Origin of the sequence: Microbacterium sp. UFMG61, from assembly GCF_015354505.1 — a bacterium.
Lineage (GTDB): Bacteria > Actinomycetota > Actinomycetes > Actinomycetales > Microbacteriaceae > Microbacterium.
In genome coordinates, this window is the sequence record NZ_JACAFP010000005.1 from 66,329 (window position 1) to 90,165 (window position 23,837).

Sequence of the window (23,837 nt, forward strand, 5' to 3'; positions counted from 1 at the left end):
ATCGGTGGTGGGTGATCTACTAGTCCCATGACAGCGCTGCTCGATGCGACCGACTCCCAGATGGCGACCCTCGCCGCTCTGGTGGAGGCGCTGCACGTCGCGGAAGCGACGGTGAGCAGCATGCACGCCGCACGCGACGGGCTACTCGCCATGGCGGGGCGCCTCGCGATCGAGATCGCGAAACAGGGCGATCACCCGGACAGGGGCGATCACTCCATCCGCACCGTCGCGGCCGAGATCGCGGCGGTGCAACGGGCGAGCGATCGCACGATCGAGCGGCGCATGGCCGCAGCGACCGTGCTCGTCGACCTGTTCCCGACCGTGTGGGCCGCCCAAGGCACCGGCCGCATCAGCGCCGCCCACTCCCGGGTGATCACCGACGCCGGCTCCCACCTGCCCGACACCGCCCACGCCGAGTACGCGGCGATCCTGATCCCGCTCGCCGAACACGAATCCCCCAACCGGCTACGCCCCCTCGCCCGCCGCATCGCCGAACGGTTCGCCCCCACCACGATCACCTCCCGACACCGGAAAGCACGCACCCACCGCCGCGTCTGGGTCACAGAGAGCGACGACGGGATGGCCGCCCTGCACACCCACGCCCCCGCAGCCCTCGTGCACGGCATGTTCGACCGACTCTCACAGATGGCACACCTGATCCGCACCGAGAACCTCCGCGCCACCCGCGACGCCCGCCGCGCAGGCCACGACCACACCCCCGACACCCGCACCGTCGACGAAATCCGCGCCGACCTACTCGCCGACCTCGTCCTCACCGGAACCCCCACCGGACACGACAGCACCGACACCCTCCTCACAGAACTCCACGCCCACATCACCATCACCGTCCCCATCACCACCCTCATCCACACCGACACCGGCGACCACACCGACACCGGCGACCACTCAGACACCACCGACACCGCCGACACCGCCGACGCTGACGCCACCAGCTCAGCCCCGCACACAAGCGCAGTCACTTCGAACTTTCACTCACCACCCTCGCCACAGCCACCACCACCAGCTGAACTGGATGGCGTCGTCCCGATCGACTCCGACACAGCCCGGCATCTCGCTGGCAACGCCACCGGATGGGATCGCGTCCTCACCCACCCCATCACCGGCGGCATCCTCGCCGTCGACCGCTACCGCCCCAGCACGCACCTCCGACGACACCTCCGCGCCCGCGACACACGATGCCGATTCCCCGGCTGCGGCATCCCGGCACGCAAAAGCGACCTCGACCACACACACGCCGCCTCCACAGGCGGCGACACCAACGACACCAACCTCGCCACCCTCTGCCGACGCCACCACGTGCTCAAACACCACACCCCCTGGCACGTCGAACAAAGACAGAACGGAGTCCTCATCTGGACCAGCCCCACCGGGCGGACCTACACGGACACCCCACCACCCCAAAACACCGTCACATTCGCCACTGCCGCCGAGGCTGACGAGGCCGCGGCGCCGTTCTGAGACGCCTTCTCCGCGACCCGTCATGCGACGCGTGGATCGGCGGCGCCATCTGTGGATAACTCCGGCCGAAACCGTCGTGCATTCACTACGGTGGCGCGATGACCCCGCAGAATCAGTCGATATCCACCTACGCTCTCGCAGTTCTGCTGCTCGCGACATCGCTCGTCGCGTGCACACCGACCGCAGCACCAGAAGCACGACGAGATGCGACACCGATGACGGAGCATGCGGCTGCGCGAGCCGAGGTGATCTATCGCGGATACCTCGACGCTCTGGGCATGATCGACCTCACCGACCCCGCCGAGTTCGAGCGCCTTGGGAAGCTCATGACGCCGGACATGTACTCAGAGTTGAGCGCAGCCTTCGGTCGCCTGGGTCAAGACGGCATCACCACCCGAGGACGTCCGGAGGTCATGGAGTTCTTCGCAACACAGGTCGAGGGGCCGCGAATGATCAAGGCTGTCGCGTGCACCGACTATTCGGACTACGAAGTGATCGACGAACAGGGGCAGGTGATCTCGCCTCAGACAGGGTCTCCGAGATACGAGCAGGAAAGTATGGAGTTCGTCACAGTCGGTGATCGCCTGGTGATCGGTTCCTCCTTCGCGATACCTGTCGACGAATGCGAAGAGATCCTCGACATCGACGTGTACGAAGGGTGAGCCGTGCCCACCCGCGCAATGCGAACAGGAAGCCTGGTGTCGATGACGATCTGCACAGGCATGATCCTCGCGGCCCTCGTCGGGTGCGCCCCGGAGTCGAAGCCGAGTCCCACACCCACGCCGGCCTTCGCCTCGGAAGCGGAAGCTTTCGCCGCCGCGGAAGAGGTGTACCGGGCGTACAACGATGCGTTGAATGCGAAGCGTGGTGGCGATGCGAAGGCCGATCCGACTGCGCTCCTTACGGGGCAGATACTTGACGAGGAGATCACCGCCGCGCAGCAGCTCGAGTCCGCAGAGATCAAACTCGAGGGGCGTGCTGAGCTCCTCAGTTTTGTGGGGGTGCGCGCGGATCTGAGCGGGTCAGTGCTTGAGGTCGTAGCGAGGGCTTGTCTGGATATCAGTGGGGTTCGGGCGATCGATTCGTCCGGTGTTGATGTGACCGCCGCCGGTCGTAGCGATGTGTACGCCGTTGCGGTTCATTTCACCGGTGACCGCGATGCCCTGCTGATCTCCGAGTACAACGTGCTGGCGGAGTTCCCATGTTGATCGCCGCGCTGATCCTTGCAACCGTAGTGACGGGTCCCGCTGCTCTGGTGGGGACCTCAGCTTGCTCAGAGACCGCACTTTCAATCTCGGGGTGCGGGGTCTCCGCGGACGGTTCGACTCTGACCATCTCGGGCACCCAGCAGCGCTCAGGCACCCCGGCAGTTCCGAACACCCCCGGCATGCCCGGAACCCGCGACGCCAGCACTCCCGGCTCCCCCACAGAGCCCGCACCACCCAGCGACCGCGCGATCCGCCTCGCGGACTGCATGGACGACTCCGGCACCGTCCGCTGCCATGAGCCCACCCGTCCGGGCGAGTCGTCCCCGGTTCGAGACAACGGAGCGCCCGCAGCACCCTCAACACCCACCATCACCATCACCGACCTGGCGCAGTTCGCACCGCCGCCGCTCACCGCGAGTGCAGATCCCGGTAACGTCGGCATCGCCGGCCTCCCCACGAACTTCATCGCAGCGTCAGACGTCCACACCCAGACCGGCGAGTTGTTCGGCGTCGCGCTGAGCGTCCGGTTCTCTCCCATCACCTACCTCTACGACTACGGTGACCGCAGCACCTCGAGTACGACAGTGCCGGGACGCACGTGGCAAGAGCTCGGTCAGGAGCAGTTCACTCCCACGCCCACCACCCACATGTACAAGGTGCGGGGGAACTATCTCGCCCGTGTCGACGTGGCGTACACCGCAGAGGTCGACTTCGGCACCGGTTGGATCCCCCTCCCCGGCGAGATCACCACAATCGGCGCACCACAGGAGATCCGCATCCTCGAAGCCCACACCGCCCTCGTCGCCCACACCTGCACCGAGGATCCGCACGGCATCGGATGCTGACGCGGTTGTCGGCGTCGCGCACATCGACACGAACGAGCCGCCCGGACCCGAAGGTCCGGACGGCTCGTTCGTTGCAGAGCTGATCCGCTGCGAAGCGGGAATCGCTTACTGGTACGACTCCACGATCTCGAGGAGGCTCGGCACGTTGGCGTACGCCTCGGCCGCGTTCTCCTTGGTCACGATGACCGGGTCGAGCAGGTAGGCCGGAACGATCTTGGCGCCGTTGTCGTACGACTCCTCGTCGTTCACGTCGACGGTGTCGCCCGCCTGAAGCTGGCCGACCATCTTGATGGCCTGCTCCACGAGAAGCGTGGTGTCCTTGTTGATCGTGGAGTACTGCACACCCTCCATGATCGACTTCACGGACTCGACCTCGGAGTCCTGACCGGTGACGACCGGAACCGGCTTGCCGGCCTGCTGCACCGAGGTGATGATGGCGCGAGCCAGGGTGTCGTTCGGCGACAGCACACCGTCGACCACGGTGTCACCGCTGTACGACGAGGTGAGCAGCGTGTCCATGCGGTTCTGCGCGTTCTCCGGAAGCCATCCCTCGGTCGCGGTCTGTGCGATCTCGGTCTGACCCGAAACGACGTTCAGCGTTCCGTCGTCGATCTTGTCCTGCAGCACGCTCATCGCGCCGTCGAAGAAGACCTTGGAGTTGGCGTCATCGGGCGAGCCCGAGAACAGCTCGATGTTGTACGGAGCCTCGTGGCCCGCACGAGCCTCGAGACCGTCGAGCAGCGCCTGACCCTGCAGCTCACCGACCTTGAAGTTGTCGAAGGCGACGTAGTAGTCGACAGCCTCGGTGTTCTCGATGAGACGGTCGTACGCGATCACGTATGCGCCGGCATCCTTCGCCGCCTGCACCTGCGTGGCCAGCTGCTTGCCGTCCTTCGCGCCGATGATGATGACCTTGGCGCCGTTGGTGACCATGGCCTGGATCTGGTTCTGCTGCTCGGCGACCGTGTTGCTGGCCGGGGCGTACTGGACGTCGGCCTTGAAACCGGCCTCTTCCAGACCGTCGGTGAAGAGCTTGCCGGCGAGGACCCAGTTCTCGCTGGTCTTGTCCGGAAGCGCGACGCCGATCGAGGAGTCTGCCGCGAAGCCCGCGGCTTCTTCGCCCGATCCCGAACCGGTGTCTCCGCCTCGTTCGGCCGAGCAGCCGGTGAGTGCGAAGGCAGCCGTCGCGACGAGCGCTGTCGCTGTGACGATGATCTTCTTCATGTGATCTCTTTCTGTGTGATGTTGACGGATACCGCGCGCGAGCACTGCGCGCAGATTCCGCTTACTCGCTCCGCGTCTTGTCGACGGGCGGAGCCTGGTAAGTCTTGTTGGGCTCGAAAACCGGTGAGGCCTCCGGGTCGGTGTTGCGGCTGGAGCGACGCGTCATGAACCCGATGATCGAGGGGCGGCCCTGCTGCTTGTTCCAGACGTCGATGCCGACCGCGAACAGGAGCACGATGCCCTTGATCATCGAGACGACGTCGGCACCCTGGCCGAGCAGGGCGAGGCCGTTGTTGAGGAACGCCATGACGAGGCCACCGATGATCGACCCGATCACGGTGCCGATACCGCCGGCGACGGCGGCACCGCCGATGAAGACCGAGGCGATCGCGTCGAGCTCCCAGCCGGTGCCGTCGTTCGGGCCGGATGCCTGCGAACGCGCGACGAAGATCATGCCGGCGAGGGCGGCCATGACCGACATGTTCATCATGACGAAGAAGTCGACCCAGCGGTCCTTGACGCCCGAGAGGCGCGCGGCCTGACGGTTGCCGCCGACCGCGTAGATGTGACGGCCGAACACGGTGTTGCGCGTGATGAACGAGTAGATGATGACGAGAGCCAGCAGGATGAGACCCGGTACCGGGAAGCTCGTACCGGGACGACCGGTCGCGAACATCCACGCGGCGACCAGGACGACCACCGACAGCAGCACGACCTTGACCACGCTGACCCACAGCGGCGCACTGTCCGAGCCCATCTTGTGCTGGATGCGACGCGTGCGGATCTCCCAGAAGATCAGCCAGGCGACGGCCACCAGCGCGAGCAGCATGGTGGGCACGTTGAACGGCAGCGGGAGTCCGACCTCGGGCAGGTAGCCCGTACCGATGATCTGGAAGCCCTTGGGCACCGGGATGGTCTGGGCGTCACCGATCCACTGCTGGGCGCCGCGGAAGAGGAGCATACCGGCGAGGGTCACGATGAACGCGGGGACTCCGACGTATGCCACCCAGAATCCCTGCCAGGCGCCGACGAGCGCGCCGACCGCGAGACCGAGCACGATCGCGAGTGGCCAGGGGAGGTTCCACTCCGCCATCGACTTCGCCACGATGATGCCCGTGAACGCGGCTACAGACCCGACCGACAGGTCGATGTGGCCCATGATGATGACCATCACCATGCCGATCGCCAGGATCAGGATGAACGAGTACTGGTTGATGACGTTGATCAGGTTGCCCGAGGTCAACGTCGCGCCGTTCGGACCGTTGCGCAGCAGCGTCAGGATCTCGAACAGCGCGATGATGACGATGAGGCTGCCCAGGATGCCGAACTGGCGCAGCGACGAAGTGCCGTTGCTTCCGAACATCTTGCGGATGTCGCCGAAGTGGAAGCCACGCTTCGTTGTCGTGATGTCGGTGGTCATGCGGATGCTTTCTGAGTAGCGGAGGTCATGCTGCGCATGAGGGCCTCGGGTGTCGCCTGGTCGGCCGGGATGCAGTCGGTGACCCGACCTTCGAAGACGGTGTAGATGCGGTCGGAGATTCCGAGGAGTTCGGGCAGCTCGCTGGAGATGACGATCACGCCCTTGCCCTGAGAGGCGAGTTCGTTGATGATCGCGTAGATCTCGTACTTGGCGCCGACGTCGATGCCGCGCGTGGGCTCGTCGAGGATCAGCAGGTCGGGATCGGTGAACATCCACTTCGCCAGCACGACCTTCTGCTGGTTGCCGCCGGAAAGCTTGCCGACGCCCTCCTCGACGGAGGGCGCCTTGATGCGCAGAGCCTTGCGGTACTGCTCGGCGATCGAGTACTCGGCGCGCTCGTCGACCACGCCGCGCTTGGAGATCTTCGACAGCTTCGCGGCGACCGTGGAGCGCTTGATGGTGTCGAGCAGGTTGAGTCCGAGCACCTTGCGGTCCTCGCTCACGTACGCGAGTCCGTGCTTGATCGCCGACGACACATCGGGAAGTGTGACCTCTTGGCCGTCCTTCACGATCGTGCCCGACTGGAAGTTGCCGTACGAGCGCCCGAAGATGCTCATCATGAACTCGGTGCGTCCCGCGCCCATGAGACCCGCGATGCCGACGACCTCGCCGCGACGGACGGTGAGGTTCGACCCCTTCACGACCATGCGCTCGGACACGGTCGGGTGCTGGACCCACCAGTCCTTGACCTCGAAGAACACCTCGCCGATATCGGGCGTGCGATCGGGGTACCGGCTCTCGAGCGAACGCCCGACCATGCCGCGGATGATCCGGTCCTCGTTGATCTCGCCGCGGGAGATGTCGAGCGTCTCGACCGTGCGTCCGTCGCGGATGATCGTGATCTCGTCGGCGATCTGCTCGATCTCGTTGAGCTTGTGGCTGATCATGATCGACGCGATCCCCTTGGCCTTCAGGCCGAGGATCAGGTCGAGCAGGTGCTGCGAGTCGTTCTCGTTGAGTGCCGCGGTCGGCTCGTCGAGGATCAGCAGCTTGACGTCCTTGTTGAGCGCCTTCGCGATCTCGATCAGCTGCTGCTTGCCGACGCCGAGCGTCTTGATCGCCACGTCGGGATCCTCCCGCAGACCGACGCGAGCGAGCAGTTCGACCGTGCGCTGCCGCTGCGCCTGCCAGTCGATCTTGCCGAAGCGGCGGATCTCGTTGCCGAGGAAGATGTTCTCGGTGATCGACAGCTCGGGGATCAGGGCGAGCTCCTGGTGGATGATCGCGATACCGGCCTGCTCGCTCGCCGCGATGTCGCGGTAGCGCTGCTCCTCGCCGTACAGCAGGATGTCGCCGTCGTACGAGCCGTAGGGGTAGACACCGGACAGGACCTTCATCAGTGTCGACTTGCCGGCACCGTTCTCGCCGCAGATCGCGTGGATCTCGCCTGCCCGGACGGTGATGGACACATCGGACAGCGCTTTGACACCCGGGAACTCCTTGGTGATGCTGCGCATCTCCAGGATGGGGCCTGACACGACCGGCAACGTTGCTGTGGTGCTCACAAGATCTTCCTCGCGACGGGCGGCCACCTTCGATGTGACCGTTCACATTGGATTACATAGTCTACGCTCGCCGAAGCGGTGTCAAGACCACTGACGAAAATGTGGCCTTATCGAAGGGCCGACGATTCCCTGGTGCGCAGGGTCGTCTGCAGAGGCCCGAACACCGGCGCCTGCTCGCCCCTGATCTCCGCGAGCAGGATCCGCACCGCCCGGCGTCCGAGTTCAGGGAAGTCCTGATGCACCGTGCTCAGCGTCGGTGCCACGTGCGCCGCGACGGGGATGTCGTCGAACCCCACGACGCTCACGTCTTCGGGTACGCGGATGCCGGCATCGCGGAAGCCGTGCAGCAGACCGATCGCCATCTGGTCGTTGGCGACGAACACGGCGGTGAAGTCGCGCCTGCGCGACAGCTCCTGCCCGGCGAAGTAGCCGAAGTCCGCCGTCCAGTCGCCGCGGATGGGCGGGAACGTGGGCAGATCGGCTTCACGCAGCGCGTCGAGATACCCGCGCATCCTCGACTCCGCCTCGACCCAGTCCTGCGGGCCGGCGATGTGGAGGATGTCGCTGTGGCCGAGACCGATCAGATGCTCGGTGGCCGTGCGGGCACCGAGCACCTGATCGGCCGAGAGACTCACCCCGTCGGACCCGGATGCGGTCTGCAGCGACACGAACGGGATGTCGACCGCCATGCCCTTCAGCACATGGAAGACCCGCACCTGGGGCGCCAGCACCACGATGCCGTCGACCTGCTCGCGCGCCAGCTGCCGCAGGGCGCTGCCGATCGCCTCGGGCGAGGTCGCGGACAGGTTCAGCGTCGAGACCGAGTACCCCTCCTCGCGTGCGGCATCCTCGATGCCGACGATCGAGGATGTCGGACCGAACTCCCCCACGGTGGCCGACAGGATGCCCAGCATGTTCGACCTGCTCGTGACGAGCGCCCTCGCCGCGAGGTTCGGCCGGTAGTCGAGCACGGAGATCGCGTCGAGCACCTTCGCCTTGGTCTCGGGGCGGATGCTCGGATGATCGTTGAGCACCCGCGAGACGGTCTGATGCGAGACTCCCGCGAGCCGCGCGACATCGCGGATGCTCGGCACGCGCGCGCGTTCGGAGGCGGTGGACATTGCATCGCCTCCTTGCATGTGCACGGTCACATCGTCATCTCATTATGTACGCACGGCACGCCGAACGCACCCCGGACGCCTGGTCGGCGTCAGCCGATGATGCGCGCGCCGGGCACCGGGCCGTGCACGTGCAGCGGATCGAACCCGTGCTCGCGCAGCTCGTTCTGCACGTGCTGCGCGCTCTCGGGGCTGCCGCACAGAAGGGCGATCGTCGGCCCGGACCCGGACACGATGCCCTGCAGCGCACCGGCATGGATGCCGCGCAGGATGGTCGTCTCCAGATCGGGACGCTCGTGCAGCGCCGCCTCCTGGAGATCGTTGTAGATGCTCTCGGAGAGCAGCTCGGGGTCGCCGGAGCGCAGAGCCTGCAACACCGGGATGGGCACGTCGAGTGAGAGGGGCGGGTCGTCGGCGAGTGCGCCGTGCTCTTCGCGGAGCGCGTCGAGCCTGCCGTAGACCACCGGCGTCGAGAGTCCCGCGTCGCTCGTGACGAGGACCCAGTCGAAGCGTCCGCGCGCCAGGGCCGGGTTGAGCTGGTCGCCCCGCCCGGTGCCGACCGCGGTTCCGCCGTGCAGTGCGAACGGCACGTCGGCACCGAGACGCGCCGCGAGCTCGTGCAGACGCGCGGTCGAGAATCCGGTGCCCCACAGCGCGTCGCAGGCGACGAGCGCCGCGGCCGCATCCGCCGAACCGCCGCCCATGCCTCCGGCGACCGGCACGCTCTTGCGGATCTCCAGAGCGACGCCGCCCTCATACTCCGCAGCCGCGGCGAGCAGCTTCGCCGCACGCATCGCGAGATTGCGGTCGTCCAGCGGCACCGAGTCGGGGTCGTCGACCCCCGAGACCGTGATCGAGAAGTCGTCGGCGTGCCGAGCGATCACGTCCTCGTACAACGAGACGGCCTGGAAGACCGTCGCGAGAGCGTGATAGCCGTCGTCGTGCCGCCCGCCCACACCGAGGTAGAGGTTGATCTTGCCCGGCGCGCGCACGTGCACGGCGGGGGGCGAGGCGGCGAAGCTCATGATGCGGTTCCTGTCAGAGCTCCGTGGACGAGGCCCAGAGATCGACGTCGATCGATCCTGAGAGTTCGTCGATGCGCGCGAGCTCCTGGTCGGTGAACACCGGACCGTTCAGCGCGGCGATGTTCTCGTCGAGCTGCGCGGGCCGCGAGGCGCCGACCAGAGCCGAGGCGACGACCGGGTTGCGCAGCGTCCACTGCAGCGCGAGCTGCGCGAGCGACTGTCCCCGCTCTTTCGCGATGTCGTTCAGCGCGCGGAGCGTCTGCACGGCGTCATCGGAGAGCGGAGCATCCGGCAGGGATCCGCGCTTCTGTGCGCGGTCAGCCGTGCCGTCGCCGAGGTACTTGTCGGTCAGCAGGCCCTGCGCGAGCGGCGTGAAGGCGATCGCGCCGACGCCTGACTGCTCGAGCGTGTCGGTGAGTCCGTCTTCGACCCAGCGGTTGAGGATCGAGTACGCGGGCTGGTGGATCACGAGCGGCGTGCCGAGATCCTTCGCGACCGCGAGCGCCTCGGCCGTGCGCTCGGCGCTGTACGACGAGATGCCGACATAGAGGGCCTTGCCCTGACGCACGAGCGTGTCGAGAGCGGCGACCGTCTCGGCGATGGGCGTCACGGGGTCGACGCGGTGCGAGTAGAAGATGTCGACGTAGTCGAGTCCCATGCGCGTGAGCGACTGCTCTGCGCTCGCCAGGATGTACTTGCGGCTCGCGTAGTCGCCGTAGGGCCCGGGCCACATGTCCCACCCCGCCTTCGACGAGATGATGAGTTCGTCGCGGTAGGGGCGGAAGTCCTCTGCGAAGATGCGCCCGAAGTTCTTCTCGGCGGAGCCGTAGGGCGGGCCGTAGTTGTTGGCCAGATCGAAGTGCGTGATGCCCCGGTCGAACGCGTGACGCAGAAGCTCACGCTGATTGTCGAGCGGGATGTTGTCGCCGAAGTTCCACCACAGGCCGAGCGAGATCGGCGGCAGGTAGAGCCCCGACGAGCCGACCTGACGATACGCGAACTGCTGGTACCGGCTCTCATCGGCTGCATACGGTCGGTGCAGCTCAGGGACGTTCGGACGGAAGCGGGGGGTTTCGGTCACGGTGCCAGATTAGTCGGTGACGACAGCGTCTTCGATCCGAGCGACGTGCTGCGCAATACGGTGATAGTCCTCGACCGTGAGGTCCTCACCGCGAGCGGTCGGAGCGACCCCCGCGGCGATCAGGATGTCGGATGCCGCCGCGGAGCTGCCGAAGAGTCCCGACAGGGCCTGCCGCAGCATCTTGCGTCGCTGATTGAACGCGGCATCGACGATCTGGAAGGTGCGTCGTCGTTCCTCCTCCGAACCGCGCTCTCCCTCCGCCCGATCGAAGCCGACGAGCAGGCTGTCGACGTTCGGCACAGGCCAGAAGACCTGGCGCGACACCGTGCCGGAGAGCTTCCACTCGCCGTACCAGGCCGCCTTGACGCTCGGCGATCCGTAGATCTTCGAGCCGGGCTTCGCGGCCAGGCGCTCGGCCACTTCGGCCTGCACCATCACGACGCCGCGCTTCAGGTACGAGAAGCTCTCGAGGAAGTGCAGCAGCACCGGCACCGAGACGTTGTAGGGCAGGTTGGCAACCAGCACGGTCGGCTCGCCGGGCAGCTCGGTGATGCGCAGCGCATCGGCATCCACCACCGTCAGCTTTTCGGCGGGGACGCCGTGCTCGACCACGGTCTGCGACAGACGTGCGGCGAGTCGGTGATCGATCTCGACGGCGGTGACGGATGCTCCCGCCTCGAGGATCGCAAGGGTCAGCGACCCGAGCCCCGGGCCCACCTCGACGACCCGCTCCCCCGGCTGCACACGGGCGGCCTGCACGATCTTGCGGACCGTGTTCGCGTCGACGACGAAGTTCTGACCGAGCTTCTTGGTCGGAGTGACGTCGAGCTCGGCGGCGAGCCGGCGGATCTCTGTGGCGCCGAGCAGGGTGACTGTCATTGCTCCATTGTCCCTCACCCCCGCCGGTGTCCGAACCGGCCAGTAGTCTTCTGTGATGCCCTCCCTCGGTGAACTGATCGCACCACGGCGCATGGGCAGGGATTTCCGCTGGCTGCTCGCGTCATCGTGGACGAGCAACGTCGGTGACGGTGTCGCTCTCGCCGCCGCTCCCCTGCTCATCGCGTCGATGACGTCGTCGCCGATCCTCGTGGCCGCCGGGGCCATCCTGCAGTTCCTGCCCTGGCTGCTGTTCGGCCTGCACGCGGGGGCGATCGCCGATCGCTTCGACCGGCGCCGACTCGTGATGGTCGCGAACGGAGCGCGAGCGGTCGTGCTCGCGGCTCTCTGCGTGTTCCTGCTCACGGGAACCGCGAACATCTGGATCGTGCTCGCGGTCGCCTTCCTCTACGGCACCGCCGAGGTCTTCGTCGACACCGCGGGCAGCACGCTGCTGCCGATGCTCGTGAAGCCGACCGACCTCGGCATCGGCAACGCCCGGCTGCAGGCCGGCTACCTCGTCGCGAACCAGTTCGCGGGTCCACCGCTCGGCGCATTCCTCTTCGCCGCGGGCACCGCCTGGCCGTTCCTGGTCGAGGTGCTCTGCGTCCTGCTCGCAGTGGTGCTGATCTCACGGATGGCGCGGACGCCCGTGCCCCCTCGTTCGAACGGTGCGAGCGAGAGATCACACGTGCACACCGACATCGCCGAGGGTCTCCGCTGGCTCTGGCAGAACCCCCCGGTGCGGATGCTGGTGCTGATCATCCTGGTCTTCAACGTGACGTGGGCGGCCCCCTGGGGCGTGCTCGTCCTCTACGCCACCGAGCATCTGAACATGGGCGCCGTCGGCTACGGCGCCCTCACGACCGCCTCCGCAGTGGGCGGGATCCTCGCGACGCTGAGCTTCGGGTGGCTCGAACGGCACGTGTCGTTCGCGACACTCATGCGAGTCGTGCTGTCGCTCGAGGTGCTGATGCACCTGGCCTTCGCGCTCACGAGCACCGGGTGGGTCGCGCTCGTGATCATGTTCGTGTTCGGCGCCTACGCGTTCGTGTGGGGCACGATCTCGACGACCGTGCGCCAACGCCTGGTGCCGGCAGAACTGCAGGGCCGAGTCGCCTCGGTGAACATGGTCGGCGTGTTCGGCGGCATGGTGATCGGGCAGGCTCTGGGCGGAGTCATCGCGCAGGTCTGGGGCCTGACGGCTCCCTGGTGGTTCGCGTTCGTCGGAGCCGCACTCACGCTGCTGCTGGTGTGGAAGCCGATCTCGCAGATCGTCAGTGCCGCACCTGCGGATCAGTCGCTGAACGAGCCGTAGACCCGCAGGGTGTTCGCGGCGAGCTGCGCCGACAGCTCATCGACCTCGATGCCGAGTTCCGCCGCCATGAACCGCACCGTGATCGGCACCAGGTACGGCGCATTCGGTCGGCCGCGCAGGGGTGTCGGCGTGAGGAACGGCGCATCGGTCTCGACGAGGATGCGATCGAGCGGTGTGACCTTCAGGGCATCCCGCAGGTTCTGCGCGTTCTTGAAGGTGACGTTGCCCGCGAATGACAGGTGGTAGCCGGCATCCGCGCAGGCGCGCGCCATCGCGTCGTCGCCCGAGAAGCAGTGGAACACCGTCGTCTCGGGAGCTCCGACACGGGTCAGCGTCTCGAGCACCGCGTCGTGCGCATCGCGATCGTGGATCTGCATCGCGATGCCGTGCTTCTTGGCGAGCGAGATGTGCGCCTCGAACGACTCGAACTGCGGCGTGCGACGCTCGGGCTCGGTGCGGAAGAAGTCGAGACCGGTCTCGCCGATCGCTCGCGTGCGCGGATGTGCGGCGAGCTCGTCGATCACGGCGATGGCCTCGTCGAGACCGATGCCACCGAGACGACCGGCCTCGGCATACGCCGGGGCATCGTTCGGGTGGATCGCGACGGCCGCGAGCACACGGCGATCGGATGCCGCGGCCTCGACCGCCCACCGCGACGACTCGATGTCGCCCGACGCCTGCACGACCCCCGCGACGCCCACGGCCTCGGCGCGGTCGAGCTGCTCGGTCAGAGACAGCGGCTCATCGCCGTCGATGATCTCGAGGTGCGCGTGGTTGTCGTAGACCGGAACCGCGAGGGGCTCGGGAGCCGCGGGGTACCGCAGGTCCTTGCGCCCCTCGCCGTCACGTCGCTGCACGTACGTCTCAGGCGTGGACTCCGTCATGGCTCAGGCGGCCGACTCCACCCGCGGGAACAGCGGCGAGAGACCGTTGACGCTCGTTCCTGGGCGCAGCACGCCCCAGGCACCCGCCTCGCGGATCGGCTGGTCCTGCAGACGCCCCAGGCTCTCGGCGGCGCCGAGCGCGACCCAGAGCTTCTCGGTCGACTGCGGCATCACCGGCGAGAGCAGCACGGCGAGCGCGCGCAGGCCCTCGGCGCACGTGTACAGCACGGTGCCGAGGCGCTCGCGCTGCTCGTCGTCGCGGGCCAGCGCCCACGGCTCGTTCTCGGTGATGTACCCGTTGAGCGCGTCGACGATGGTCCAGATCGCGCGGATGGCCTCGTCGATGCGGAAGTGCTCGACCGCGGCATCCGCATCGGTCGTCGCCCGTGCGACGAGACGCTGGATCACCAGATCCTGTTCGAGATAGTCGGCCGGCGCCGGCACGACGCCCTCGAAGTACTTCTCGATCATGGCGGTGGTGCGCGAGGCCAGGTTGCCGAAGCCGTTCGCGAGCTCTGCCTGGTAGCGCGCCGAGAGATCCTCCCACGAGAACGAGCCGTCCTGGCCGAAGGCGATCGCCGAGAGGAAGTAGAAGCGGTAGGCGTCGGATCCGAAGACGTCGGTGATCTCGGTCGGCGCGATGCCGGTGAGCTTCGACTTCGACATCTTCTCGCCGCCCACCAGCAGCCAGCCGTGCGCGAACACGCCCTTGGGCACGTCGACGCCCGCGGCCATCAGCATCGCGGGCCAGATCACGGCGTGGAAGCGCAGGATGTCTTTGCCGACCACGTGGTAGGCGGGCCACCGGCGGTCGAAGGCCTCCTCGTCCGCGCCGTAGCCGACGCCCGTGACGTAGTTGAGCAGCGCGTCGATCCAGACGTACAGGACGTGCGACGTGTCCCATGGGATGGGGATTCCCCAGTCGAACGATGAGCGCGAGATAGACAGATCCTTCAGCCCCTGACGCACGAAGGAGACTACCTCGTTGCGCGCGGACTCCGGTCGGATGAAATCGGGCTCGCTCTTGTACAACTCGAGCAGGCGGTCCTGGAACTCGCTGAGTTTGAAGAAGTAGTTCTTCTCGTGCAACAGCTCGAGAGGCTTGGAGTGGATCGCGCAGACCTTGAGTCCCTCGAAGGGACCGGTGCCGTCGACGATCTCGGACTCGGGCTTGAACTCCTCACAGCCGACGCAGTACAGCGCCTCGTACTCGCCCGCGTAGATGTAGCCGCGGTCGTAGATCGTCTGCCAGAACTTCTGCGCGTTCGTCTCGTGACGCTCCTGCGTGGTGCGGATGAAGTCGTCGTTCGCGACGTCGAGGGTCTTCAGCAGGGGGAACCACGACTCGGTGACGAGCTTGTCGACCCACTCCTGCGGGGTGACGCCGTTCGCTGCGGCGGCACGGAGCATCTTCTGGCCGTGCTCGTCGGTGCCCGTCAGCATCCACGTGTCATCGCCGCCCTGACGGTGCCAGCGCGCGAGCGCGTCGACCGCCACCGAGGTGTACCCGTGACCGATGTGGGGCACATCGGAGGGGTAGTAGATGGGCGTGGTGATATAGAAGGATTCGCCTGCGGGCATGGGATCGATTCTAGGCGGGATACCGGGCGTCGTTACGCTCAGGCGACCGATACCTCGATGCGGTGCCACCCCTGTGCGCCGTCGGGCACGACGTCTGCCGGCTCTGAGGTCTGGGTCTCGCCGTCGACGCTCAGGGCGCGGCACTCGATCGTGTGCGCGCCGCTCTCGGCCGGCCAGTCGAGGCGCCACTGCACCCAGGTGTCGGCCGAGATCGCGGTCGCGAGCTCGGCGCGACGCCACGGGCCCTCGTCGATCCGCACCTCGACGCCCGCGATGCCCACGTGCTGCTGCCACGCCATACCGGCGATGACGCCCTGCCCCGGCTCGATCCGGGCCCCGCGGCGCGGCACGTCGATGCGCGACTGCAGCTTGACGGGCCCGCGCTCCGACCATCCGCGGTCGGTCCAGTAGGCGGTGGCGCGATCGAAGCGGGTGACCTCGAGATCGGTCACCCACTTGGTCGCCGAGACATAGCCGTAGAGGCCGGGCACGACCATGCGCACCGGGAAGCCGTGCTCGATCGGCAGGGGATCCCCGTTCATCCCGACGGCGAGCAACGCGTCGCGGTCGTCGGTGAGCGCCTCGATCGGGGTCGAGGCCGTGAATCCGTCGGACGATCTCGACAGCACCATATCGGCATCCGGGTCGACACCGGCCCTGGCGAGGAGCTCGCGCACCGGGTGACCGAGCCACAGAGCGTTGCCGATCAGGTCGCCGCCCACCTGGTTCGACACGCACGCGAGGGTGACGTGCGACTCCTGCATCGGGAACCTCAGCAACTCGTCCCAGCTGATCACGACCTCGCGATCGACCATGCCGTGGATGCGCAGAGACCAGTCGCCCGGGTCGATGCGCGGCACGATGAGCGCGGTGTCGATGCGGTAGAAGTCGGTGTTCGGGGTGACGACGGGGGCGAGACCCGAGATGTCGAGCTCGGCGGCCGCGGGGACGGCCGGTGCGGTGATCGCAGCCGTCGGCAGTCGCAGCGTCGCGCGTACCGCCTCGATCGAGCGGGTCACCCCGCGGGCGGCGTTTCCGATCACGAGCGCGACGGCCCCGGTCGCCGCCACGCCGACGGTCCACAGCAGGAATCGCCGGCGCTCTTCATGCTCGGCGCGAAGATACGGCACGGGGTGCACCACGCGCATGAGCAGCCTCAGGGCGACCACCGCGGCGACTCCGGCGACGAGACCGGGGAGCCAGGCGAACGGGCCTGCCCCCGGACGGATCATCGCGGCCACCAGGGCGAGCACACCGAGGGCGGCGAGGATCGTCGACCCCACGCCCGCGCGGCGTGACTCCAGAATGCCGGCGAGCGCCGCGACGCCCGCGAGCACCAGAGCGATGCCGGTGATCAGCGCGATCTTGTCGCCGGTGCCGAACAGCGCGATCGCGGCATCCTTCGCCCAGCTCGGGGCGAGGTCGATCAGGCCGCTGCCGATCACGGCGAACGGACTCGCGCTCGGCTCGACGATCGCAGCGACGAGCTCTGCCAGACCGACAGCGACGACCGCCGCGCTCAGCCCGGCGGCCGCCGATCGGAGCCTGTCACCGCGTCTCTCGCGGCTCGCTTGCGTCATTCTCCGAGGGTAGCCCCGGCATCCTGTGCCGGGGCCGCCCGTCTCAGAGTCCGTTGCGTCGTGCGACCTCGCCGAGCCAGGCGAGCGAGGGCTTCGGGAAGCGCTCGAACGTCTGGTGGTCGAAGCCGATGAGACCGAACGTCGGCCGGAATCCGCTGGCCCATTCGTAGTTGTCGAGCGCGCTCCAGTGCTGGTACGCCTTGACCTCGATGCCGTCGGAGATCGCGCGGTGCAGTCCTTCGAGCGCACCCTGAGTGTAGGCGATGCGCCGCGTGTCGTCGGAGGTCGCGATGCCGTTCTCCGTCACGAGCACCGGGACTCCACCGCTGCGCTCCCACGCGCTGCGCACGCCCATCTCGAGCGCGTCGGGGAAGAACTCCCACCCCGTGAGCGTGGTCTCGACATTGTCGGAGACCGGGCGGGGACCCTCAGGGCCGATGAAGGTGCGCGTGTACGCCTGCACGCCGACGAAGTCGTCGCCGGCCGACTGGTCGAGGTACCAGTGGTCGCGCGGGTCGCCGTAGGTGGCGACCATCTCGTCGGCACCGGGCTCACCCGTGGAGTGGAACGCCTGCGTCGCGATCGTCCATCCGGCCTGCACACCCGAGACGGAGTGCAGGATCTCGGAGGCGCGGTGATGCGCGTCGAGCAGCGTGTCGGCGACCGCGAGATCGGGGTTCGGCAGACCGAAGGCGACGAGGTTCGCCGCGTCCTCTCCCCCGGCGAGCATCGCCGCGATGTTCGGCTCGTTGATCGTGCAGACGTATTTCACGCCCTCGAGGATCGGCAGCACCGTCTCGACATAGCGCGAGAACAGATCGACCGCGTCATCCGCGCGCCAGAACCCGTCCTTCTGGAACCACTGCGGCACCGTGAAGTGCATCAGCGTCACCGTCGGGTCGAGCCCGTTCTCGCGAGCCGTGTCGATCATGCGGCGGTAGTGATCGAGCATCGCCCGCGAGACGAAGCCGCGCTCGGGCTCGATCCGCGCCCACTCCATCGAGAAGCGGTACGAGTTCAGACCGGCATCCGCCAGCAGCCGCATGTCCTCCGGGTAGCGGTGGAAGTGGTCGGCCGCGTCGCCCGAGGGCTCGACCATCGGCGATCCCGGAGCATGCTCCATGGCCCACCAGTTGCTGGTCGTGTTGTTCCCCTCCACCTGATGGGCTGCGGTCGCAGCGCCCCAGAGAAAGCCGTCAGGGAATGTGAGCACGAGTGCTCCTTTCGTCTTGCGATGGGTCTTCGGTCAGCGCTCGGCGCGTGCCGGATTGGGCACGGCGTCGAGCAGCTGCACGGTGTACGGGTCTTCGGGATGCTGCAGCACCTGGGAGGTCTCGCCGCGCTCGACGACGCGTCCGCTGTTGAGCACGAGGATGTTCTCGGTCACCAGACGCGCGCTGAGCAGATCGTGCGTGATGTAGAGCATGCTGATGCCCCACCTCTCGCGCAGGTCCTCGAGCAGCGCGAGCACACCCGCTCGCAGCGACACGTCGAGCATCGACACGGGCTCGTCGGCGATCAGCACCTGCGGATCGCTGGCGAGCGCCCGGGCGATGACCACGCGCTGGCGCTGTCCACCCGAGAGCTGATGCGGCAGCTTGGCCGCGAACTGCTCGACCGGCGTCAGGCCCACAGTTTCGAGAAGCTCGAGCACGCGGGCCCTCGCCTCCTCGCCGCGGAGCTTCGTGTAGTTGCGGATCGGGCGACTGAGGGCGTACTCCACCGTGTGCAGCGGGTTCAGCGCCGCATACGGGTCCTGGAACACCATCTGCACGTCCTTGTGGAGATCGCGCAGTCCCGTGCGGCGCAGCGACGCCACGTCGAGCTCGCCGAACCGCACGGTGCCCTCGGTCGGCTTCTCGACTCCGGTGATCAGCTTCGCGAGGGTCGACTTGCCGGAACCCGAGGCGCCCACGAGCGCGAGTGCCTCTCCGGGCTCGAGACGGAACGACACGTCGTCGACCGCGACCACCGGCTCCTCGCCGCGGCGCGGGGCCGGGTAGCGCTTCGAGACGCCCTCGACCACGATCGCGGCATCCGCTCGGCGCGTGTCGCGCTGCGACACGGTGGGCAGGGTCTCGGTCAGCTCGGTGCGCGACCGCCCCTCCCGACGCCTCGTGCCGAGGTCGACGAAGCCGGGGATCGAGATCGACTCGGCCCGGGGGTCGGCGTAGTGGCTGAGCAGCATCCGGGTGTACTCGTCCTGCGGCCGGTGCAGGATGTCGAGGCTCGGCGCGTCTTCGACGATCCGCCCCTCGTGCATCACCATGACCCGGTCGGTCGCCTCGAGCACGATGCCCAGATCGTGGCTGATGAGGATCGCGGTGAAGTGCTCGGAGCGCTGCAGGTCCTTGATCGTGTCCATGACCGCGTGCTGCACCAGCACGTCGAGCGCCGTGGTCGGCTCGTCGAACACCATCAGCTGCGGCTCGAGCGACAGAGCGAGTGCGATCGAGGTGCGTTGACGCATGCCGCCCGAGAGCTCGCTCGGGTACCGGGCCAGCACGGCGGGGTCGAGACCGACCTTGCCGATCAGCTCGCGTGCCCTGGCATCGCGGTCGTCGCGCGGCACGTGGCCGTGCGCGGCGAAGATATCGCGGAAGTGGTTGCCGATCGTGCGGACGGGGTTCAGCGCGTTCATGCCGGACTGCAGCACCATCGCGAACCCGCCCTGGCGCTGACGGCGCAGCTCCTCGGCGTTCAGCTCGCGGATGTCGCGGCCGTCGAAGAGGATACGTCCGCCGCTGATCCGTGCCGGCGGCTTCTGCAGCCGCGTCAGCGCGAAGCCGAGCGTCGACTTGCCTGACCCGGACTCGCCGACGAGACCGACGAACTCGCCGCGACGCAGCGTGAACGAGACGCTGTCGACGGCCGTGACCGGCGTCGTTCCCGGCGAGGCGTACTCGACGGACAGCCCCTGGACGTCGAGAAGCACGTCGTTCGGTGCGGGGGTGTTCGCTTCCATGGCGCTCATCGGCCCTTCCCTTCACGCAGGCGCGGATTGGAGATGCCGTCCACGCCGAAGTTGATCAGTGTCAGGCTCAGCGCGAGCAGCGCGATGCAGAGACCCGGGGCGAACAGGAGCAGCCACTGCCCGGTGAGCAGCGAGTTGGAGTTCTGCGCCCAGTAGAGCATGGTGCCCCAGCTGACGATGCTGGAGTCGCCGAGCCCGAGGAACTCGAGACCCGCCTCGGCGAGGATCGCCGCGGTCGCCGCCCCGAAGAGGGTGCCCGCGATGATCGAGGTCATGTTCGGCAGGATCTCGCGGAACACGATGCGCGCCCGGCTGTCGCCCGAGAACTGCGCCGAGGTGACGAAGTCGTTGCCGCGGAGCGACTGGGTCTGGCTGCGCAGCACGCGCGCACCCCACGCCCATCCGGTGACGACGATCACCGCGATGATCATCAGGATGCCGCCGTTCTGCAGGTAGGCGGCGATCACGATCATGAGCGGCAGCCCGGGGATCACGAGGAAGAGGTTGACGATGAAGCCGACCACCTCGCCCAGGAAGCCGCGCATGTATCCCCAGCTGAGTCCGATCAGCACGGCGACGATCGTCGACAGGATGCCGGCCGCCATTCCGACCAGCAGGCTGATCTGCGAGCCGTAGATCAGCTGGCTCAGGACGTCTTCTCCGGCGGCGGTGGTGCCGAGCCAGTGTGCGGCCGACGCGTCGGCGTTGCGCTCGAACGAGTTGTCCTTGGGGCCGTAGGGCGCGAGCAGCGGAGCGAACACCGCCACCAGCACGAACAGACCGAGGATGATGAGGCCCAGTCGGGCCTTGCCGTTGGACCAGAGGGTTCCCACCATCCGGGCGAACGAGCGCCACGGGCTGGGAGCCGCGATCCGGTCGGAGGGAACCTTGACATTCATGGTGGAGGTCATCGGCGGGTCCTTGGATCCAGCACGCCGTACAGGATGTCGACGAGGAAGTTGGCGATGAGCACGCTGACGGTGATCATCAGGAAGAGCGCCTGCATGAGCGGGTAGTCCTGCCCGATCACGGCGTTGAAGAGCAGATAGCCGATGCCCGGGTACCCGAACACCTGCTCCACGAGGATGGATCCGCCGACCACGCCGCCGAGCGTGAGCCCGAAGCCGGTGAGGTTCGGCAGGATCGCATTGCGGGCGGCGTAGCGCACGGCGATCGTCCGGCCGTGCAGACCGTTCGCCTCGGCGAACGTCACGTAGTCCTCACCCAGGGTGTTGATCATGGCGTTGCGCATGCCGATGATCCATCCGCCGAGCGATGTCAGCAGGATCGTCACGGCCGGCAGCACCGCGTGCTGCACAAGGTCGACGATGAAGTCCCACGTGAACGCCGGTGTGGTGGTGGCCGCGTACGCGCCGGTGGTCGGGAACCAGTGCAGCACGTACCCGAAGAAGAACAGCAGCAGCAGCGCGGTCCAGAAGTACGGGAAGGTGCTGAGGAACGATCCGGTCAGCGTCGGCAGCGAGTCGAGCCAGGTGCCGCGACGCCAGGCCGCGGCGACGCCGATCAGCGTGCCGATCACGAACGCGAGGATCGTGACGATGCCGACCAGGCCGATCGTGTACGGCAGCGCGGTGGAGACCATGCTCGACACGGTCTGCGGGTAGAACGTGTACGAGACGCCGAAGTCGAGGCGCACGACCTGACCGAGGTAGGCGACGTACTGGTCCCAGATCGAACCGGTCGGCACACCCAGCTGGGCCTCGATCGCGGCGCGGGTCGCATCGGACACCGGGCCGTTCTGCGCCAGCTTCGCGATCGCGGCGTCGGCGGGCGAGCCCGGCATGAGCCGCGGGAGGAAGAAGTTCAGCGTGACCGCCGCCCACAGCGTGAGCACGAAGAGGCCGAGCTTCTGGAGGACGTACTTCATCAGTCGTCATCCCCCTTCACACGCTCGAGCCGGGTGAAGATGCCCAGCGGAGCCGAGTCGTAGTTCTGCGGAATCATGTAGGGGTCGTCCTCTGTGGGCCAGCCGGTGAACTTGGAGTCGTTGAACAGACCCCAGATGCCGCCGTAGTACAGCCCGATCACGGGCAGCTCGTCGTAGACGATGCCCTGCAGCTCGTTCACGATCTCGGTCTGGCGGGCGGGATCGACCGTCTCGCGATACTCGGCGAGCAGAGCATCCGCCTCATCCGAGCGATAGCGCTGGAAGTTGTTGGCGGTGGGTTCGCCCGACCCGGAGGGCACGTAGAACTCGCTCGAGAGCAGGTTGTTGTACGCCTGGTAGACGTCGCCGTTGCCCATGCCGCCGACGGCCATCTCGAAGTCGCCGTTGCTGATGGCGTTCTGGTAGCCGGCGGGCTGCGGCAGCTTGAGACTCACCTTGACACCGACCTCGGCGAGCTGGCGCTGCACGGTCTGCGCGGCGCGGGTCCAGTCGGAGTAGCCGTTGGCGGTGGTCAGCGCGAACTCGAGCTGCTCGCCGTCGGCGCCCACGAGACGGTCGCCCTGCAGCGTGTACCCCGCCTCGGCGAACGCCGCGAGCGCGGCATCCGCGTCCTGCGTGATCATGCCCGCATCGGGGATGCTGGGGTCGAGGTACTCCTCCTGGTTGGGCAGGATGAGTCCGGTCTGCCCGGCGGGCTGCATATAGCCCTCCGACGCCGTCTCTGCGATCTCCTCGCGATCGAGGGCGAGCGCGATGCCGCGACGCACATTCACGTCGTCGAACGGCGCCACCTCGAGGTTCGGCATCAGCGCGATCACGCCTCCCGGCGGGAACCACCAGGCGTTGTGCTCGCTGGCCGCACCCCAGGTGCCCTCGACATCGGAGATGAACGAGTACGCCCAGTCGTAGCCGCGCGTGACGGTGTCGAGCTGCGAGTTCGTCGACGGCAGGATGATGTGCTCGATCTCGATCTTGTCGGCCTGCCAGTAGTCGGGGTTCTTGTCGACCGAGTACTGCTGGTCGTTGTAGTTGCCGAGCACGAACGGTCCGGTGCCGACCGGCTCCTCGTTGCGGTAGGTGCCCGGGTCTTTCACATCGGACCAGAGGTGCTCGGGCACGATCATGGTCTGACCGAGGATCGGCAGCGACGGCGCGTCATCCGTCTGCAGATGCATGATGACGTCGTCGCCCTCGACCTCGACGGTCTCGAGGTGCTGCCACGCGCCCTTGATGTCGAGCGACGGGTTGTCCTTCAGCAGCTGGAACGTGAACGCCACGTCGTCGGGCGTCATCGGCTCGCCGTCACTCCACTCGACGCCGTCGCGGATCGTCATCACGACGGTTCGCGCGTCGGGCTGCGACCACTCGGTCGCCAGCCACGGGTTGAGCGTTCCGTCGAGCGGGTTCACCAGGATCAGCGGCTCGTAGATCCACCGCGACGCCGTGCGCGTGTTGGTGAGATACGGGTTGAAGTTCCGCGTGAAGAAGGGATTGCCCTTGTCCGCGTTGATGAGCATCGTGTCGTCGCCGATCGATGGATCGGGCTGCGAGCTGATCTGGATGCTGCAACCGCTGAGTACGACGGCTGCTGCCGCCAGTCCCACGATCGCGGCTCTCCGCCAGCGTCGGAGCATGTGCGTCTTCGCCACACTGCCACCTCATGTCGTCTGTGTCATGAAGGGGGTCCCACGGGTCGGGGCACCCCGCGGCCGAGGCCGCATCACTGATTGTAAGCGCATACATTTCGGAG

General features: G+C 67.2%; 20 protein-coding genes. 5 read left to right on the forward strand and 15 right to left on the reverse strand.

The features are described from left to right. Window positions 1-27 precede the first annotated feature (27 nt). The 4 genes from IXW21_RS07085 (at window position 28) to IXW21_RS07100 (ending at window position 3,532) form a co-directional block, all read left to right on the forward strand. On the forward strand, window positions 28-1,479 hold the full coding sequence (locus tag IXW21_RS07085; RefSeq protein WP_194763567.1) for an HNH endonuclease signature motif containing protein: 1,452 nt from the start codon (window positions 28-30) through the stop codon (window positions 1,477-1,479). A gap of 278 nt (window positions 1,480-1,757) precedes the next feature. Further along, on the forward strand, window positions 1,758-2,141 hold the full coding sequence (locus IXW21_RS07090; RefSeq protein WP_194763568.1) for a hypothetical protein: 384 nt from the start codon (window positions 1,758-1,760) through the stop codon (window positions 2,139-2,141). Between the two features lie 3 nt (window positions 2,142-2,144). Then, window positions 2,145-2,687, forward strand: coding sequence for a hypothetical protein (locus tag IXW21_RS07095; RefSeq protein WP_194763569.1), 543 nt, complete (start codon window positions 2,145-2,147; stop codon window positions 2,685-2,687). A gap of 179 nt (window positions 2,688-2,866) precedes the next feature. After that, window positions 2,867-3,532 (forward strand): hypothetical protein, encoded by a 666-nt coding sequence (locus tag IXW21_RS07100; protein ID WP_194763570.1) that lies wholly within the window; start codon window positions 2,867-2,869, stop codon window positions 3,530-3,532. Window positions 3,533-3,637: 105 nt separating this feature from the next. Here the strand turns inward: IXW21_RS07100 and IXW21_RS07105 are convergent, their stop codons facing one another. From IXW21_RS07105 to rsmA, 7 genes are all read right to left on the reverse strand, one after another. Continuing rightward, complete coding sequence (locus tag IXW21_RS07105; RefSeq protein WP_194763571.1) at window positions 3,638-4,756, reverse strand: sugar-binding protein; 1,119 nt, start codon at window positions 4,754-4,756, stop codon at window positions 3,638-3,640. A gap of 61 nt (window positions 4,757-4,817) precedes the next feature. Further along, window positions 4,818-6,176 carry a multiple monosaccharide ABC transporter permease gene (mmsB, locus tag IXW21_RS07110; protein WP_194763572.1) on the reverse strand — a complete coding sequence of 453 codons (1,359 nt, stop codon included), beginning with the start codon at window positions 6,174-6,176 and terminating at the stop codon, window positions 4,818-4,820. Then, complete coding sequence (gene mmsA / locus IXW21_RS07115; protein WP_228528298.1) at window positions 6,173-7,693, reverse strand: multiple monosaccharide ABC transporter ATP-binding protein; 1,521 nt, start codon at window positions 7,691-7,693, stop codon at window positions 6,173-6,175. The genes mmsB and mmsA overlap by 4 nt, the downstream gene beginning before the upstream one ends. A gap of 155 nt (window positions 7,694-7,848) precedes the next feature. Continuing rightward, complete coding sequence (locus IXW21_RS07120) at window positions 7,849-8,862, reverse strand: LacI family DNA-binding transcriptional regulator (RefSeq protein WP_194763573.1); 1,014 nt, start codon at window positions 8,860-8,862, stop codon at window positions 7,849-7,851. Between the two features lie 89 nt (window positions 8,863-8,951). Continuing rightward, entirely contained in the window at window positions 8,952-9,884 is a 933-nt protein-coding gene (locus IXW21_RS07125; protein ID WP_194763574.1) for a 4-(cytidine 5'-diphospho)-2-C-methyl-D-erythritol kinase, read from the reverse strand. Window positions 9,885-9,897: 13 nt separating this feature from the next. Continuing rightward, on the reverse strand, window positions 9,898-10,965 hold the full coding sequence (gene mgrA, locus IXW21_RS07130) for an L-glyceraldehyde 3-phosphate reductase (RefSeq protein WP_194763575.1): 1,068 nt from the start codon (window positions 10,963-10,965) through the stop codon (window positions 9,898-9,900). A gap of 9 nt (window positions 10,966-10,974) precedes the next feature. Beyond that, window positions 10,975-11,844: a 16S rRNA (adenine(1518)-N(6)/adenine(1519)-N(6))-dimethyltransferase RsmA gene (gene rsmA / locus IXW21_RS07135; protein WP_194763576.1), complete on the reverse strand. Its 870-nt coding sequence runs from the start codon at window positions 11,842-11,844 to the stop codon at window positions 10,975-10,977. Window positions 11,845-11,899: 55 nt separating this feature from the next. Here rsmA and IXW21_RS07140 point away from each other — a divergent pair, with 55 nt between their 5' ends. After that, window positions 11,900-13,159, forward strand: coding sequence for an MFS transporter (locus IXW21_RS07140; RefSeq protein WP_194763577.1), 1,260 nt, complete (start codon window positions 11,900-11,902; stop codon window positions 13,157-13,159). Here the strand turns inward: IXW21_RS07140 and IXW21_RS07145 are convergent. From IXW21_RS07145 to IXW21_RS07180, 8 genes are read right to left on the reverse strand one after another with little or no spacing between them, the layout of a single operon-like run. Beyond that, window positions 13,138-14,043: a TatD family hydrolase gene (locus IXW21_RS07145; protein WP_194763578.1), complete on the reverse strand. Its 906-nt coding sequence runs from the start codon at window positions 14,041-14,043 to the stop codon at window positions 13,138-13,140. The genes IXW21_RS07140 and IXW21_RS07145 overlap by 22 nt on opposite strands. Window positions 14,044-14,046: 3 nt before the next feature. Further along, the gene (gene metG / locus IXW21_RS07150; protein ID WP_194763579.1) at window positions 14,047-15,624 is read right to left on the reverse strand and encodes a methionine--tRNA ligase; all 1,578 of its coding nucleotides are present in this window, start codon (window positions 15,622-15,624) and stop codon (window positions 14,047-14,049) included. Between the two features lie 38 nt (window positions 15,625-15,662). After that, window positions 15,663-17,204 carry a molybdopterin-dependent oxidoreductase gene (locus IXW21_RS07155; protein ID WP_194763580.1) on the reverse strand — a complete coding sequence of 514 codons (1,542 nt, stop codon included), beginning with the start codon at window positions 17,202-17,204 and terminating at the stop codon, window positions 15,663-15,665. 43 nt (window positions 17,205-17,247) lie between these two features. Then, a complete protein-coding gene (locus IXW21_RS07160; RefSeq protein ID WP_194763581.1) occupies window positions 17,248-18,417 on the reverse strand; it encodes a glycoside hydrolase family 1 protein in 1,170 nt (389 codons plus the stop codon). A 33-nt stretch (window positions 18,418-18,450) separates the two neighbouring features. Further along, window positions 18,451-20,178, reverse strand: a complete 1,728-nt coding sequence (locus IXW21_RS07165) for an ABC transporter ATP-binding protein (RefSeq protein WP_194763582.1) — start codon at window positions 20,176-20,178, stop codon at window positions 18,451-18,453. After that, a complete protein-coding gene (locus tag IXW21_RS07170; RefSeq protein WP_194763583.1) occupies window positions 20,175-21,089 on the reverse strand; it encodes an ABC transporter permease in 915 nt (304 codons plus the stop codon). The genes IXW21_RS07165 and IXW21_RS07170 overlap by 4 nt, the downstream gene beginning before the upstream one ends. Then, complete coding sequence (locus IXW21_RS07175) at window positions 21,086-22,066, reverse strand: ABC transporter permease (RefSeq protein WP_194763584.1); 981 nt, start codon at window positions 22,064-22,066, stop codon at window positions 21,086-21,088. Before IXW21_RS07175 ends, IXW21_RS07170 begins: the two co-directional genes overlap by 4 nt. Continuing rightward, window positions 22,066-23,736, reverse strand: a complete 1,671-nt coding sequence (locus IXW21_RS07180; RefSeq protein ID WP_323742185.1) for an ABC transporter substrate-binding protein — start codon at window positions 23,734-23,736, stop codon at window positions 22,066-22,068. The genes IXW21_RS07175 and IXW21_RS07180 overlap by 1 nt, the downstream gene beginning before the upstream one ends. Between the last annotated feature and the right edge of the window lie 101 nt (window positions 23,737-23,837).